The sequence below is a fragment of the Rhodobacteraceae bacterium S2214 genome (assembly GCA_025141675.1).
Lineage (GTDB): Bacteria > Pseudomonadota > Alphaproteobacteria > Rhodobacterales > Rhodobacteraceae > Yoonia.
In genome coordinates this window covers 3,460,998-3,477,373 of sequence record CP081161.1, presented here as the reverse complement: position 1 = coordinate 3,477,373, position 16,376 = coordinate 3,460,998, and the positions used below count along the sequence as shown (strand labels likewise).

Here is a 16,376-nt window from a genome sequence, read left to right as displayed (position 1 = left end):
CGTGACATTGCGTGTGTGATCGTTAGCGTTGCAACCGTAAATTGTAGCTTAAGGGGTAATGATCATGGGCCGTATTCACACAGACCCAAGTCCAACGGCATTAGCGCAGTCCGGGATTTTGCGTGATGCGTTGGTCGCGCACAGTAAAGCGCGGATGCGGTTTTTCTTTTTGTACATGTATAGCTACCGGATGCTGATGCATGTCTTGCAGATCCCAAGTGATCAATGGCCGCAATATGTGAGCATTAAGGCGACCCATCAGTTTAACACAGGCGCCCGCCGCGATAGCGATTGGGACCTGAGTTTCCAAAAGGATGACGTCGGCATCCTCGATCATTCAGCCAGCTCGTTTCGCAGGATTGATGCCGCCCACTTTTGCAATCTTGGCCTTGCGCCGTCGCTTGCAACGTTATGCGCGCGTTCGGGTGATCCGCGTGCCGTAGCCATCTACGAAACGCTGACAATGATCAGTGCCGCGACCCGATTTATGCCGCAGCGGATCAATATTGGACCTGACCGCGTGGTCGATACGGCCCACGGCGTGCTGTGTCGTGAAATGCTGAAGAATATGGCCAATGGGGCCGCCGCGATCAGCCCTTCGGCCTTTGCGCGCTATAAAAGCTATGTGTCCGGCAAGATGACAGCATATGCGGATAGCCAGACCCAGCAGGAAAACTTTGCGGTTGCCGAGGCGACCCTCATCTATGTTGCGACATGGGGCGAAACCGTAGCACCGACAGAGCTGCGCCAAAACGGCAACGCGAAGAAGGTAATCAACACGCGCGAAACCCATTTTGCGGAAATCTGGTCGTCGGTTTCACGCGGTGCTCATCAGGATTTTGTAGCCTACGGTTTTGACCGTGATGATGGGGCGTCGTTGTCGATGATCCTGTCAAATATGGTGTCATAAAGGTCAAAGACGCGCTACGATTGTGAGATGACCCAGCTTGATACTGCCAACGGCACCCCGCTTTCCCGCCTGACATTTGGAACCATGCAGTTTGGCGGGAACGCTGATGCAACGGCATCGCGTGCGATGTTCGATGCGGCGTTTGGCGCGGGCATCAACCATTTTGACACGGCTGTTGGTTACACGGGCGGGCAGTCTGAAACGCTGCTTGGCCCGATGGTCACGGAAAAACGGGACGACATCTATCTTGCGACCAAGGTGGCGTATAAGGGCGGTGCTGGCCGCGCCAATATCCTCGACCATTTCGCAACCTGCCAACGTCAGTTGCAGTTGGACACGGTCGATCTGTTGTACCTGCATCGGTTTGATGATGATACGCCGCTGGAAGAAACGTTCGCGACGATGGCCGAACTTCAACAGGCGGGCAAAATCCGCCATATCGGCGTGTCGAATTACGCAGCTTGGCAAGTGATGAAAGCACAGGCGGTCTGTGCGACGCTGGGCACCAAGATTGACGTCATCCAACCGATGTATTCACTCGTCAAACGCCAGTCCGAGGTCGAGATTTTCCCGATGTCCGTTGATCAGGGGATCAAGATTGTCCCGTATTCGCCGCTAGGTGGCGGGTTACTGACGGGCAAATATGCCGCTGGCGAAACGGGGCGTCTGACCGATGACGCTATGTACAAAAAACGCTACAGCGTGGATTGGATGCACGAATGTGCAAAGGCGCTTTCGGACATCGCAGCTGAGCTGGGCACGCATCCCGCGACCCTTGCCGTGGCATGGGCGGCGAAACATGCGGCAAACCCGTCGCCGATCATTTCCGCGCGATCAACAGAGCAGTTGGCGCCATCATTGGCGGCTGAAGGCTTTGCGATGGATGCAACGCTGTACGACCGGATCACGGCGCTATCGATTAGCCCTGCACCGGCAACGGATCGGCTTGAAGAGGCATGATCGATTTTCTAGTGATCGGCGGCGGGATCGCGGGTCTGTCCGTGGCTGCACGGCTTTCCGTCCACGGAAAAGTCACGGTTCTGGAGGCAGAGAAATCCGTCGGCCATCATGCCTCTGGCCGGTCGGCGGCGTTGTTCGAAGAAAACTACGGCAATGCGGCAGTGAAGGCGCTGAACAAGGCCAGCGCTGCGTACCACAAGACGGCTCATGGCGGTGTGCTGTCGCCCCGCGGCTTGATGCTTGTGGGGCGGGCTGGCGAAGAGGCGGCGTTCGAGGCCGACGTTCAAAACATGCATCTGACTGAGATCAGCGTGACAGATGCCGCAGGGATGATCCCGATTCTTGATACAAACGTCCTGACGCATGCTGCATATGACGCGGGCGCATTGGATATTGATACCGACCTGCTGATGCAGAACTTCGCGCGCGATCTGCGCGTGCACAGCGGGACCATCGTCACAAATGCTGCTGTCACAAGCATATCGCGCTCGGACCATGGCTGGCAGGTTTACGCGGGCGAGGTGTATGATGCCAAAGTGATCATTAACGCGGCTGGTGCGTGGGTGGACCAGATTGCGGTTTTGGCGGGTATTTCTCCGTTAGGTTTCCAACCGTACAAGCGATCCATGGCCCGCATACCTGCGCCGGGCGGGCATGATGTGTCGGATTGGCCGATGGTCTTTGGCGTGAACGAAGCATGGTACGCGAAGCCGGACGCAGGCGCATTGATCGTGTCACCGGCAGACGAAGAACCGGCTGAACCGCATGATGCATGGGCCGATGATTTGGTACTGGCGGAAGGGTTGGACCGCTATAGCCAACACGTGACCGAACCTGTGACACGCCTTTTGGCGTCTTGGGCCGGATTGCGGACTTTTGCGCCGGATCGAGCATTGGTATTGGGGGCGTCGGCGCAGGACAGCAGTTTTATCTGGTGCGCTGGGCAGGGTGGCTACGGTTTTGCGACCGCACCGGCAGCCAGCCGGTTAGTGTCGGATTTGGTCGCAGGTAAGCCGTCAGAGCTTGGGTCGGACATCGTCGCGGCGCTTAGTCCAGCGCGCTTTACTTAAACGCAATCATTCCAGACCGGGCAGATCGACGATCATGTCTTCGCCTGTGTTGAGCTGATCATTAATGAACATATCAGTCGTGTATGCATAAATTCCGATTGCAACAATTGCGGTCAAAACCGTCAGAACGATTGCGCTGACCGCATCAATGGGTTGGACGATTCTATCGGACGTGTCGCGGTCTGTATGTGCCACTGTTGTCTCCATGCTTGGAATAGCAGGACAACTTTGCAGCAGCAGATTGGTTCCGTGGTTTACCAGTGCGGCGGGCGTTGATCGGCCAATGGTACGCTACTGCCAGCGTCCATTTCGCGGCCTGCTTCGCGTTCCATCAGCATAGCCAAACGGCGGGTCGCCAAAGCAAGTTCGTTTTCCTGACGCGCCACGACATCCGACAGGTCTTCGACCGTCTTGGTGAGGTGGGCGATCTGTTCTTCTAGGTGTGTCACGTCTGTCATATTCGTCGCCTATCACGCCCGCAGAGCGCTGCAAAGCCAATGCGCATTGCCCCAACTGGCAGTCCGCGCTAAACGGCAGGCGCAATTAAGCGAAAAACCCATAGGACCCGAAATGGCCAAGATGAAAAAAGCACCCAAGCCAAAGGCGCAAACCCCGAAAGGGTTCCGCGACTATTTTGGCGCTGAGGTGACCAAGCGCACTGAAATGCTTAATCAGATCGCTGGCGTCTACCATCATTACGGGTTTGATGCGCTGGAAACATCTGCCGTTGAAACGGTCGAAGCTTTGGGGAAATTCCTACCTGACGTGGACCGTCCGAACGAAGGTGTGTTCGCGTGGGAAGAAGACGGCGATTGGCTGGCGCTGCGTTACGATATGACCGCCCCGTTGGCGCGTGTTTACGCACAATTCCGCAATGACCTGCCGACGCCGTATCGCCGTTACGCGATGGGGCCAGTGTGGCGGAACGAAAAGCCGGGACCGGGTCGTTTTCGTCAGTTTTATCAATGCGATGCGGATACCGTTGGTGCGCCAAGCGTGGCGGCTGATGCAGAGATTTGCGCGATGCTGTCTGATACTTTGGAAACCGTGGGCATCGACCGCGGCGACTACATCGTGCGGGTTAATAACCGTAAAGTTTTGAATGGCGTGATGGAAGTTGCTGGCTTGTCCGGCGATGACAAAGAAGCGGAACGCGGCATCGTGCTGCGCGCGATTGATAAGCTTGACCGACTTGGTGATGACGGCGTGCGTGCCCTACTTGGCGAAGGCCGCAAGGACGAAAGCGGCGACTTTACCAAAGGTGCTGGCCTTGGCGCTGAACAGGCCGAAATCGTGATGGGCTTCATGTCCGCGAAACGCGATACAGGTGCCGCCACAGTGGCGCGTTTGAATGAATTGGTGATCGGATCCAAGATCGGCGCTGATGGTGTCAATGAATTGGAAACCATCGCTGAACTGCTGGACGCCCAAGGCTACGGCGCAAACCGGATCGAGATTGATCCAAGCGTTGTGCGTGGCCTTGGCTACTACACTGGTCCTGTCTACGAGGCGGAACTGACGTTTGAAGTCACCGATGAAAAAGGCCGCCCGCGCAACTTCGGTTCTGTGTCCGGCGGTGGTCGCTACGACGATCTGGTAAAGCGTTTCACAGGGCAAGAAGTCCCTGCAACAGGTGTCTCCATCGGCGTAGATCGCCTGCTCGCCGCACTTGATGCAAAAGGGCGTTTGTCCAAGGCGTCGGTCGGCCCTGTCGTCGTGACCGTCATGGATAAATCCCGCATGGCCGATTATCAGGCGATGGTCGCGGAACTGCGCAATAACGGCATTCGGGCCGAGGTCTATCTTGGCAACCCCAAGAACTTTGGCAACCAGTTGAAATACGCAGATGCACGCCAGTCGCCGATTGCGGTGATTGCGGGTGGCGACGAATTCGACAGCGGTGTCGTGCAGATAAAGGACCTGATCCTTGGTGCTGAGATCGCGAAGAACGCGACACTTGAAGAATGGAAAGACCGTCCTTCGCAGTACGAGGTCGCACGTGGTGATCTGGTTGCAAAAGTGCGCGAAATTCTGGCGGGGCAAGCAAAGTGACCACAGCCATGATCAAAGACGAGGCCGCCCGTATTTCGGCGGTGTTTCAGGCTGCGGGGGCAGAACCCGTCGAGGCCGCGATCCTGCAACCTGCTGATGTTTTGCTGGACCTTTACGGCGAAGACATCCGTGGTCGCGCCTATGTGACGAACGATCCGGTGCAGGGCGAAATGATGCTGCGGCCTGATTTCACCGTGCCCGTCGTGCAGATGCATATGCAAAGCCACGCGGACCCTGCGCGGTACACATATGCTGGCCCCGTGTTCCGGAAGCAGGACGAAGACCCCCGCCGTGCGCGTGAATATACGCAGGTCGGGTTCGAAGTCTTCGACGGCCAAAATCCGGCCGCCGCTGATGCAGAGGTGTTTGCGACGGTGAAAGCCGCACTTGCCGATGCGCCAGTGCGGGCAGCGACGGGCGATATCGGGTTGCTCAAAGCAGCAGTCGCAGGGTTGCAAACGACAGAAGCGCGTAAAGCGGCATTGATGCGTCATATTTGGCGACCCAAGCGGTTCAAATCGCTGCTTGATCGGTTTGGCGGACGTATTGCGGCCCCCGCCAAACGTGTGGCGCTGCTTGGTGCGAGTGACCCGTTTGCGGATGCGGGCCCCGAGGTCGGCGTGCGGTCGCGGGGCGAAGTCCAGCAGCGGATCGACGCCTTGCGTGCTGATGCAGCGGCGGCACCGATTTCGAACGAAGAAATCAGTGTGATCGAATCCATTCTGAACCTGAGCGAAACAGCCCCTCATATCCTGTCTGCGCTGTACGATATAGCGGTCGACATGCCTGCGATCGATGCGGCTGTGAAGACCTACGAGGCGCGCCTTGATGCGATGGCCAAGCGCGGCGTTGATGTTGATGCATTGGCCTTTGAAGGCAGCTATGGGCGCACGTCATTGGAATACTACGATGGCTTTGTCTTCGGGTTCTACGGTGTGAAAGACAACCGGCCCGTGGCCACAGGCGGGCGCTACGATGCGCTGACCCAAGTTTTGGGTGACGGGCGTGCCGTGCCTGCCGTTGGTGCCGTCATCCGCCCCGATCTACTGCTGGAGGTCCGCTAATGTTGAAGCTGGGCGTGCCGTCTAAAGGGCGGCTGATGGAAAAGACGTTTGACTGGTTTGGGGCGCGCGGCGTGACGCTGCGCAAGTCCGGATCGGATCGTGAATATGCCGGTGCGGTTGACGGGATCGACGGCGTGGAACTTGTCCTGCTGTCCGCAGGTGAAATTCCGCGTGAACTGGCAGCGGGGAACATTCACCTTGGTGTCACCGGCTCTGATCTGGTCCGCGAGAAATTAGCGCTTTGGGATAGCCAAGTGACTGAACTTGCGTTGATGGGCTTTGGTGGTGCTGATTTGATTATCGCAGTCCCACAGGGCTGGGTTGATGTGGATACTTTAGATGATCTGGACGCGGCGGCGGCTGCGTTCCGTCAGAATCACGGGATGCGTTTGCGGATCGCGACGAAGTATCACCGACTTGTCCGTGAATTCCTGCGCGAAAAAGGCGTGGCCGATTACAGGCTCGTTGATAGCCAAGGCGCGACCGAAGGCGTGGTCAAGAACGAGACGGCTGAGGCGATTGCGGATATCACATCCACGGGCGAGACGTTGCGGGCGAACGGTCTGAAGATCCTTGACGACGGGCTCATTCACGCGTCTCAGGCGACGTTGTTCCGCGGCACGCGGCGTGACTGGTCCGATGAGCAGCGGACGACGTTGAAACGGCTGGTGGCATTGCTCGACATTTGAATGTGTGGCGGCAGGCAGGGTGGGGGCCAGCCCCCACACCCCAGGGATATTTAAGTCCAAAAGAAAGGCTAGCGCACGCCAATCGCCGCGAGCGCCGCGCTGAGTTCGGCGGGCAGCGGTTCTTCGTCTTCGCGCCCTTCTGGCAGGTCGATTGGGGCGTCTTCCGGTGTGAGATACCGCCAGCCCTGAAACGCCCGACGCGGGGTTGCAGCCACGCGGATCAGCGGCTGATCACAGACAATGGCGCAGCGCCGGATGCCATCGGCGGAGTTATATTCATCAAGTCGGACAATTTCCTGTCGCGCAAGGATGACACCCTTGATGACCCAGTAAATTGAGCCGCCATTCAGGATTTCCGATTCGCGTTTTGGCCACATACGGGTAACGTGCTGTGGGTAGCCATCATCCGATTGCGCCCGCCGCGTGGCTTGCCATGCAGCCAGACCTGCGACATCTTCGGTGCCGACGGATAGCTTAATAAGGTTAACAGTTTTACTCACGTGCCGTCCCCAATTGCGTTCCCTGTCGTAGTGCGTGATATAGGTGACTTCAAGAAAAGAATTCACCATATTTGGTAATTTTTCAGATTGCGAACACCATATCTTGATGTATGACTGCCGCAATAACAAAGCGTCCCTTGTGGCGCTGAGCAGCGTAATACCCGTTTTCATCTTGTGAGAATCCACTTAGTGTGGATGTCTCCCTTTGCCAGCCGTTGTCACGAAAGGTTCTGACCATGTCCCGTTTTACCGCCCCAATCGCCGAACAAATATGGGACATGAAATACCGTTTTAAACAAGCGGATGGCACCCCGATTGATAACACGGTCGAGGATTCATGGTCCCGTATCGCCGGTGCGCTGGCGAGCGTCGAAAAGGATCCGAAGGCGTGGGAGCCGAAATTTTACGAAGCCCTAGAAGACTTTAAGTACCTTCCCGCTGGCCGGATCACTGCAGGTGCCGGCACTGCCCGTTCTGTGACGTTGTTCAACTGCTTTGTCATGGGCACGGTCCCAGACAGCATGGGCGGCATTTTCGATATGCTGAAAGAAGCAGCGCTGACTATGCAGCAGGGCGGTGGCATCGGCTACGACTTTTCGACGATTCGTCCGAAAGGCGCGTTGGTTGAAGGTGTGGCAGCGGACGCCTCTGGCCCACTGTCTTTCATGGATGTCTGGGACGCGATGTGCCGGACGATCATGTCTGCCGGGTCCCGTCGTGGTGCGATGATGGCCACGATGCGCTGCGACCACCCGGATGTTGAGGATTTCATCACTGCAAAATCCGACGCTGCCCGTTTGCGGATGTTCAACATGTCCGTTCTGATCACTGATCCGTTCATGGATGCAGTGAAGGCCGACAAACCGTGGGATTTGGTCTTTAACGGCAAGACCTACAAAACTGTTCAGGCGCGTGAATTGTGGGATGCGATTATGCAATCCACCTACGATTACGCTGAACCGGGCGTCATCTTTATCGACCGGATCAACAAGGCCAACAACCTGTCCTACTGCGAAACTATCGCAGCGACGAACCCATGCGGTGAACAACCTTTGCCGCCGTATGGCGCGTGTTTGCTCGGGTCCATCAACATGGCCCGTCTGGTCAAAGACCCGTTTGGTGACGCGCCTGAAATGGACGAAGCGTTGATGATCGACCTCGTCGCGACAGCCGTGCGCATGATGGACAACGTCGTTGATGCGTCGAAATTCCCGCTGCAACAACAAGCACAAGAAGCCGCAGCAAAGCGCCGCATCGGTCTTGGTGTCACAGGTTTGGCTGACGCGCTGTTGATGGTTGGCCTGCGCTATGGATCGGAAGAGGCAGCAGCCCAGACCGACAAATGGATGCACGCGATTGCACGCGCAGCTTATCTGGCCTCGGTCGATTTGGCGAAAGAAAAAGGCGCGTTCCCGCTGTTCGATGCGGACAAATTCCTTGCGTCCGGTGCGATGCAGGACATGGACGACGACGTGCGTGACGCGATCCGCGAACACGGTATCCGCAACGCTTTGCTAACGTCGATTGCGCCAACTGGTACAATTTCACTGTACGCGGGTAACGTGTCATCGGGCATCGAACCTGTCTTCGCTTACGCATATACGCGCAAGGTTTTGCAAAAAGATGGCAGCCGCACGGAAGAAGAAGTCGTTGATTACGCCGTGCAATTGTGGCGCGAATTGAAAGGCGACGCCGAACTGCCCGACTATTTCGTCAATGCCCAAACGCTCGCCCCATTGGATCACGTGCGTATGCAGGCAGCAGCTCAGAAATGGATCGACTCGTCGATTTCCAAGACGATCAACTGCCCAGAAGATATCAGCTTTGATGATTTCAAAGAGGTCTACATGGCGGCATGGGATCAAGGCTGTAAGGGCTGCACAACATACCGTCCAAACGATGTGACGGGCTCTGTTCTGTCTGTGTCCGAGGACAGTAAAGAAGCGCCCGTTCAGGTCAGCACTGACGGCGAAAAGGCTGAGGTTGTGTATCTTGCGGAACCGTTGGACCGCCCGCAAGAACTCGATGGTGCGACTTACAAGCTCAAATGGCCTGACTCCGAACACGCGATCTACATTACTGTGAACGATTTGATCGTTGCAGGGCACCGTCGCCCGTTCGAGGTCTTCATCAACTCGAAGAACATGGAACACTTCGCGTGGACAGTGGCGCTAACACGCATGATCTCGGCGGTGTTCCGGCGTGGGGGTGACGTGTCGTTCGTGGTCGAAGAGCTGAAAGCGGTGTTCGATCCGCGCGGCGGCGCATGGATGCAGGGCAAATACGTGCCGTCCATCTTGGCAGCCATCGGTGGCGTAATCGAAAAGCACATGATCGCAACGGGCTTTTTGGCAGGTGAGGGGATGGGCCTGAAATCAGACCCACAAGCAGACGTCGTAGCGCTGAACAACGCGCCAAAAGGTAAGGCCTGTTCATCCTGCGGCGGCTACGAGTTGCGCATGGTCGAAGGCTGCATGACGTGTGGATCATGCGGCTATTCGAAATGCGGTTAGGCTAGGGTATCGAGGGTTGTTGTTAGACACCGCATAACTTGACCACTATGGGGTGTTTTTTGACCACTCCGCACAGATCAAATGACCACTGGCAGTTTTCCTGCCGGTGGTTTTAATTTATTTATCAGTGGCTTAGGGTGTTTTGCGGGAGCTGCCCTCCAGATGAGTTTGCGGATGAGCATAACTGGTTTCGCCTATTGACCCCTAATTCACTTTGTTCCCTAAGTGTTCCCATCGGCTCCGGAGCCTTTTCATATTCAATCGCCGAACCAAACGGTTCAGGCCTTTGGCGCAACCCGCATGGGGTCGCGCTGTGAAAGGATGCCGCCAATGACCCTCACGAAAACACCGATCCCATTCTGCTCGCTTAAATTTATCGATGAGCTGCCTCGCATGAGAGAGGTGGATGATCGCCTCAAGGAAACTCTACGTGAGTTAAGGAACCGGAAGTTGATGGCTGCGGGAAGCGTTGATCACGGCAATGATCCGGTTCTATGGCATCAATTGATCAACGACAATGATCGTACAATGACCAAGCGCCGTGCGATCCGATTTTTAGAGCGAATGCAAAGCCTGTCCGGCATGAGCCATTTGCCAGACGCGGCGAAAACCCAATTGAATGCGTTGCGGGATGGTATCTCAGTGACCAACATCCACACCGAACACAAAGCTGACGAGATCGCAGCGGCCTTGCATGAAGAAATGCCTTGGATGGCGCCCGCGACCGAAGAAGTCTGGCATGGTCTCAGGCGATCCGCGCGTGAGGGGCTACCTGGTTTACGTTTCAATCCGTTGGTCTTGGTTGGGTCACCCGGCATCGGCAAAAGCTTCTGGGCACGGCGGTTAGCGCATCACCTTGCGGTGCCGACAACCAAAATCGAGGCGACCGGTGAACCGGCGACGTTTTCACTGGTTGGAGCTCAGCGCGGATGGGGCAGCGCCGCACCAGGCAAACTCATGCAGACCGTGCTGCGGGAACGCCACGCCGGCCCTCTGGTGATCGTGGACGAAGTCGAAAAGACTGGAGACGTCAACGCAGTCAACGGGTCGCGTCATACACTAACTGATGCTCTGCTTCCGTTGTTGGAGCGCATGACTGCGGAGGGTTGGGAGTGTCCCTTTTTTCAGATCCGCTTTGTTATGTCCTGGGCCAACTGGGTGCTGACCGCGAACAGCCGCAAGGGTTTGCCGGAGCCGTTGCAAAGCCGTTGCGTGGTTCTTGACCTTCCAGACCTGACGCGGTCTCAGTTGCGTGACTTTGCTCTAACAGAAGGTCAAAGGCGCGGCCTCTTGGAGCCCAGCCTTTCGGCGTTAGACGCAGTGCTTGATCATGAAGTTTGGGCTGAGCACACCCTAAGCCTTCGCACAGTATCCAGAATGCTGGATCGGGCTGAGGCGATGATTTCTAGGCCAGTCCTTCAGTGAGGCCAGAACACGGACAGTTGCTGCACCTCGCATCGGCGACAGTTACCTTTGGCGATGCGGATGTTGTCCACATATTTCAAAACAGCACTCATTCTGTAGTCCCCAGTAGAGGCCCCCACCCAAAAAAATGCCCAAGCCATGCCGCTCTCACTTGGGTAGTCGATATGCCAATTGTTCCGCTTGTTAGATTGTGTGGTTGCTGAAATTAAATTCGGTCAAAACATATTTTCACATTCGAGTGGGAACACCGTTGTGATCGAATTTAGGTGACAATTACACCAATAAGAGTGCCTGCTATACCAGATATTGCACCTATCAGCGCTGTAAGAACTGGTATCCACCATCGTTGATCTTTTGATTGCTCCAAAGCCCTGGAGTGAAGCTCGACGGCAGTGTGTATCAGAGATGCAATCTCGTCTTGCCCAAGAGGGCTTCTGGAAATTCGCTGTTTTTGCTCAATACTCAAGGCAGGGAAGTCGACTTTCTGGATATATCTACGAGTGTCTACATCGTAGTTTTTCGGGTGCTGTCGGCGTGCCACAAGCGAAGCCTTTTTCCGTGCAGTGTCAAGCCGGAAAAACTCGGGATGTTCTACAAATACCTGGCGCCAATGCTCTCCTTGACTTGGGTCGCCAGAAATTCTGTCTGCCCATCCCGCAAAATCAAGTTTGTAAAATTTGTAGATACTCATCGCCTGAATGGCCGCTATCACATCTGCTAACCGGGCATCATCTTTAAGATATGGTGACTGCTTCATTCACTCCTGCCTTTTCCATGTATGTAGTTACTTGCGCTAAACTGAGATCTCGAAGAACCGAGTTTCTTTTGCCCCGGTGGAAAACTTGTCCGTGTCAAACCCGTTGGGTCGGACGTACCAAACATTGTTGGCGCGATACATTGAGCAAAATTCAGCACTGGCGAGGGTCGAAAGCTTTCCGCCTGTCAGGCCGATTTCGAAATTCATACCCCCTTGAAAGTACTTGCGACGGTACGAATTCTCAATTGCTTCAAGTATTACTGATAGGTCAAAAATATCACGTTCGATGACTTCGTGAGTTTCCGCTTCTCGTACAGCAACATGAGCGACCATCGCAGCAATCCTAGATCGTGCATCGGAACCAGAATTTGTAATAACGTCGACGTGATTATAGTTTTGATCGGTCACCAGATGCACGATCCGTTCGTGTGATGGTGACGAGAAAGCCAGCATGGTTTTCGCTCTAGTGGCATCTGATTCAATGCTTTCAACCGATTGATTGCTGTAGGGCGGAAACTCACTGCCCACGATCTTCCTCAACTCCTCAACTACCGAAACCTGTTCAAGCATTTCTTGGGCCTTGAGAACATTCTGTAATGATTGGTCGTTTGGGCCAGTAGCATCCGGTTCGGTATAGCAAACCAATACTTTGCCTCGCGTCCGCAAGGCTTCAGAAACAGTCCTGAAAATAAGAGATTTGGAAAGCCCGGAAATATCGACGACTATGTTCTCGTGCGTATCCAGATCTTGAAAGAAATGGCTGTCAGTCTCTTCATAGACACGGATGTCTTTCCCGCGCCCCTTTAGTGAGCCCAAAATCTGCTCACTCCGCCCAGGCACAGTGTATCTAATACATCGAACTTGCTGTGGATCTAGCAATTTCATGCAGCGCGCTACGGATATTTCACAACAATCTTCAAAACCAAGCGCGGTAGTGTACGATACATTTAGTATTTTGGAGATGTCGTCCTTGGAAAGCTCTTTGATGCTCGGAAGTGGTAAGCTTTTTTCTAGGAAATGGTCATTGGCAGATATTTTAGGGTCATGGAACTGGAAGGAAGTTTGAGCTGCTGCTTCGCCATTTTCTGCTCCTGGATCAACATCAATAACTTCATCATGCTCTATCTCCTCATCGGAAATCTTCCCCAGATTTCGGCATAGCAAATCCGCACCATCTTCCGGTTTTGTAAGCCATTCTGTCAGCGCTTGTCCCGATAGCTCAAAGCGATCTCTATCTGCCAACGGCATAAAATCGGCGAGGCCATAGATCTTTCTAAAAACAAGTTGAAACTGCTGCACGGGATCAGAATCGTGGGTTTTGCTTCTTGGCGTGCCACCATGGAATACGAACACACCCGCGTCGACAAGCTCTCTGAGATGATCGCTTTGGGCCCTTTCATCCTCTGCTGAGACACGCACATAAATGGAAGTGTACTGGCGTAGACCCCTTGTTTCGCCCTTCTTATAGGAATCTCGCATTGCACGGTTGGATGCGGAAGCAAAGGACTTAGCTGCATTCTTCAGCTCACTCCCGCGCCTGTCCAAGACATAAAGATGCTGTGTGCAGTGATCTTGAAAAACCTCAGACTGCGCTCGGGCAGAAACCGGGAACTTGGTTTCACCTTTCTGAAGGATGCTCTCGTAAATTTGGATCACGCTTCCAATGTCTCCAACGCAAACTGCCTTGAGAGCAGAGATTCCTGAATAAACAGATTTTCGGCTCGCAGATGTTGGCGAGGATTGGCAAATTGTTTCAGCGATACTCTTTAGGGTCTTATCGCCCAAGATGGCGGCAGGTGGTTCTTCCGGGTGTCCCGTGAAGTAGTCGGACCGTTGAGCAAGAATCTTGCCAATAAAGTCTTTTCCACCTCCACCTTTCAATCGCTTATAAACTTCTGCCCCCAAATCAAACGTCTCAAAATCACGCCAATGAGCGGCTTGCTCAACTCCCCCTAAAGATTTCAGGGAAAGAAATATGGTCTGGGTTTCTGAGGTTAGCTTGAAGGAACAATCAACTGTTTGATCCGTGGTTTGGAAAATAATAGCTGACAGAATTTCTTCAATTTTGTTCGGTTCAAGGTATCGCGTTGAAACATCGTCCAAAAGAAACAATATGCGTGAAGACCTCCACAGCTTGGAGCAGTCTACGATAGCCTTAGCCAGCGCAGGAAAGGCCTTAGATGGATGTATCTCAAGCGTACATTGGCTGTCGGCCCTGCTGACTTCCAAAAACTTGCGAATAAGAGTGTGCTCAAAACGTTCAATCGAGGTGGTTTGCGCCTCAATTTCAAAGTTGGTTAGGAGCTGCTCGAGAACCTCACCAAGTATTGCGGGACTTCGCTGCGTGACCAGCTCCTCGTCAATATCCTTCAAGTGGGCCAGTGCTCTTGCCGCTTCAAGTGCATATGCCACCGTCAACCGAGCGAAAAGCTGTTCGTTGGCCACGGGTTCACCACTAACACTGTCCACTAAGACTTGGGCTGAAACAAAAAAACCTACAAAGCCATCCTCTTCGAGCCGCTTCAAAACAGCTTGATCAGTTTCCTTTGCGCCTTTCCGAGCATGAGCATGAAACTGCAGAGAGCGAAGCAGCATGGTTTTGCCGCACCCGCGCATACCCGTTACGATTAGCGGTCCTTTTGTCTGACGTCAGCTCTTATGGGGTCAAATAGGGTGGTTTGCTAAGAGAGGGTTTGTTGCTCATCGTAACTACTGAGGAGTGGACGATGAGAAAGACAACGAAGACACTCGGCGAGAAGATCGTCAAAGACATCAAACGCGCCACGCGCAAGCATTATTCATCCGAAGAGAAGATCAGGATCGTGCTGGATGGCCTGCGCGGCGAGGACAGCATTGCTGAGCTGTGCCGTCGCGAAGGGATATCGCAGGGCATCTATTACAAGTGGTCGAAGGACTTCATGGAGGCCGGTAAGAAGCGGCTGGCTGGGGACACGGCGCGTGCGGCAAATACTGACGAGGTGAAGGAACTGCGTCGCGAGGCAAAGGACCTCAAAGAGGTGGTTGCGGAGCAAACGCTCGAACTCCGCTTGCTCAAAAAAAGCATGTTCGGGGATGGGGACGACCGCGAATGAGGTATGCTGCATCAGAGAAGTTGGAGATCATCCGTTTGGTCGAGGAAAGCCATCTGTCGGCCCGCAGGACATTGGCCAAGCTGGGTATCCCCCGGACCACATTCTATCGCTGGTACGACCGGTATCTGCAGCGTGGCGAAGCTGGGCTGCAGGATCGATCTCCCAAGCCACAACACGTCTGGAACCGCGTGCCCGATGAAGTGAAGCGCAAGGTTGTCGACTTCGCCCTGAAGGAGACGGAGCTGTCACCACGCGAGTTGGCGGTGTCGCTTACGGATCAAGAAAGGTATTTTGTCTCGGAATCCACGGTGTATCGCGTGCTGAAAGCCCATGATCTGATCACCAGCCCTGCATTTATCGTGCTCAAGGCAGCCAGCGAGTTCAAAGACAAAACAACTGCGATCAACCAGCTTTGGCAAACAGACTTCACCTACATCAAGGTATTGGGCTGGGGCTGGTTCTACCTCAGCACGGTCCTCGACGATTACAGCCGCTACATCGTCTCCACTGCCCGGCAGGGTATTGCGCAGCAATGTCCCGAGAGGGATGGAAGCTTTGCACGAACATGCGGGCTGAAGACGTGACGGATACACTGGACCTCGCATTGCAGGCATCCGGCTGCGATCAGGTTCACGTCGTTCACAAGCCACGGCTACTGAGTGACAATGGCTCAAGTTATGTCTCAGGTGATCTGGCTGAATGGCTGCAGGACAAGGGCATGAAGCACTCGCGCGGTGCGCCGTATCATCCGCAAACCCAAGGCAAAATCGAACGCTGGCACCAAACCCTCAAGAACCGCATCTTGCTGGAAAACTACTTCTTGCCCGGCGATCTCGAACGCCAAATCGAAGCCTTCGTCGAACACTACAATCACCAGCGCTATCACGAGAGCATCAACAACGTCACACCTGCCGACGTCTACTTTGGCCGTGACAAAGCCATTCTAAAACAAAGGGAAAGGATCAAACGAAAGACGCTCGAAACGCGGCGCTTGCATCACCGCCAGCATGCCGCATAATCAAACAAACCAGATGAGCCAAACTCTCTCTTAGATTAGGCCGCCATTGGTTCCAAAAACTCTGACGACGGACAGGCCGCCGAATGTGCGTGGAAACTCAATGAAATAAGGGGGCAGATTTCACAGAGTGGCCAAGTTATGGGGTGTCCGACAGCTTGTGGACATGCGGGACACCCCATAACTTGGCCATTATGGGGTGTTTTTTGACCACTCCGCACAGATCAAATGTCCATCGACCTTTGTAAGGTCGGTGGTTTTTATTTAATTTCAGTATCTTATAAGATATTGGGCGTTTGGTTGTCAGGATGCGATATCCCAAATAGCCC

At 54.4% G+C, this 16,376-nt stretch carries 13 protein-coding genes and 1 pseudogene; 9 read left to right on the top strand and 5 right to left on the bottom strand.

Annotated elements, in window-relative coordinates; all coding sequences use genetic code 11:
- Positions 1-64: 64 nt before the first annotated feature.
- Genes K3729_17195 through K3729_17185 form a run of 3 tightly spaced genes read left to right on the top strand, consistent with a single transcriptional unit; the run spans position 65 to position 2,940 of the window.
- Complete coding sequence (locus K3729_17195; protein UWQ99113.1) at positions 65-910, top strand: hypothetical protein; 846 nt, start codon at positions 65-67, stop codon at positions 908-910.
- Positions 911-937: 27 nt separating this feature from the next.
- Positions 938-1,870: an aldo/keto reductase gene (locus K3729_17190; GenBank protein ID UWQ99112.1), complete on the top strand. Its 933-nt coding sequence runs from the start codon at positions 938-940 to the stop codon at positions 1,868-1,870.
- Complete coding sequence (locus K3729_17185) at positions 1,867-2,940, top strand: FAD-binding oxidoreductase (GenBank protein ID UWQ99111.1); 1,074 nt, start codon at positions 1,867-1,869, stop codon at positions 2,938-2,940. The genes K3729_17190 and K3729_17185 overlap by 4 nt, the downstream gene beginning before the upstream one ends.
- 6 nt (positions 2,941-2,946) lie before the next feature.
- On the opposite strand, the gene K3729_17180 is transcribed toward K3729_17185, so the two are convergent.
- Positions 2,947-3,135 (bottom strand): hypothetical protein, encoded by a 189-nt coding sequence (locus K3729_17180; GenBank protein UWQ99110.1) that lies wholly within the window; start codon positions 3,133-3,135, stop codon positions 2,947-2,949.
- Between the two features lie 59 nt (positions 3,136-3,194).
- Positions 3,195-3,398, bottom strand: coding sequence for a SlyX family protein (locus K3729_17175; protein UWQ99109.1), 204 nt, complete (start codon positions 3,396-3,398; stop codon positions 3,195-3,197).
- A gap of 112 nt (positions 3,399-3,510) precedes the next feature.
- On the opposite strand from K3729_17175, the gene hisS reads away from it, so the two are divergent.
- Genes hisS through hisG form a run of 3 tightly spaced genes read left to right on the top strand, consistent with a single transcriptional unit; the run spans position 3,511 to position 6,745 of the window.
- Positions 3,511-4,992, top strand: coding sequence for a histidine--tRNA ligase (gene hisS, locus K3729_17170; protein ID UWQ99108.1), 1,482 nt, complete (start codon positions 3,511-3,513; stop codon positions 4,990-4,992).
- 8 nt (positions 4,993-5,000) lie between these two features.
- A complete protein-coding gene (locus tag K3729_17165) occupies positions 5,001-6,056 on the top strand; it encodes an ATP phosphoribosyltransferase regulatory subunit (protein UWQ99107.1) in 1,056 nt (351 codons plus the stop codon).
- On the top strand, positions 6,056-6,745 hold the full coding sequence (gene hisG / locus K3729_17160) for an ATP phosphoribosyltransferase (protein ID UWQ99106.1): 690 nt from the start codon (positions 6,056-6,058) through the stop codon (positions 6,743-6,745). Before K3729_17165 ends, hisG begins: the two co-directional genes overlap by 1 nt.
- A 68-nt stretch (positions 6,746-6,813) precedes the next feature.
- On the opposite strand, the gene K3729_17155 is transcribed toward hisG, so the two are convergent.
- The gene (locus tag K3729_17155) at positions 6,814-7,245 is read right to left on the bottom strand and encodes a DUF1489 domain-containing protein (protein UWQ99105.1); all 432 of its coding nucleotides are present in this window, start codon (positions 7,243-7,245) and stop codon (positions 6,814-6,816) included.
- Positions 7,246-7,481: 236 nt separating this feature from the next.
- On the opposite strand from K3729_17155, the gene K3729_17150 reads away from it, so the two are divergent.
- Together K3729_17150 and K3729_17145 are read left to right on the top strand one after the other, a co-directional pair.
- On the top strand, positions 7,482-9,758 hold the full coding sequence (locus K3729_17150; protein ID UWQ99104.1) for an adenosylcobalamin-dependent ribonucleoside-diphosphate reductase: 2,277 nt from the start codon (positions 7,482-7,484) through the stop codon (positions 9,756-9,758).
- 330 nt (positions 9,759-10,088) lie between these two features.
- Positions 10,089-11,183 carry an ATP-binding protein gene (locus K3729_17145; protein UWR01111.1) on the top strand — a complete coding sequence of 365 codons (1,095 nt, stop codon included), beginning with the start codon at positions 10,089-10,091 and terminating at the stop codon, positions 11,181-11,183.
- A gap of 262 nt (positions 11,184-11,445) precedes the next feature.
- Here K3729_17145 and K3729_17140 read toward each other — a convergent pair whose 3' ends face one another.
- Both K3729_17140 and K3729_17135 read right to left on the bottom strand, forming a co-directional pair.
- Positions 11,446-11,940 (bottom strand): hypothetical protein, encoded by a 495-nt coding sequence (locus K3729_17140; protein UWQ99103.1) that lies wholly within the window; start codon positions 11,938-11,940, stop codon positions 11,446-11,448.
- A gap of 36 nt (positions 11,941-11,976) precedes the next feature.
- The gene (locus tag K3729_17135) at positions 11,977-14,535 is read right to left on the bottom strand and encodes a hypothetical protein (GenBank protein ID UWQ99102.1); all 2,559 of its coding nucleotides are present in this window, start codon (positions 14,533-14,535) and stop codon (positions 11,977-11,979) included.
- 131 nt (positions 14,536-14,666) lie between these two features.
- Here K3729_17135 and K3729_17130 point away from each other — a divergent pair.
- Positions 14,667-16,050: pseudogene (locus tag K3729_17130) on the top strand (IS3 family transposase).
- Positions 16,051-16,376: the final 326 nt, after the last annotated feature.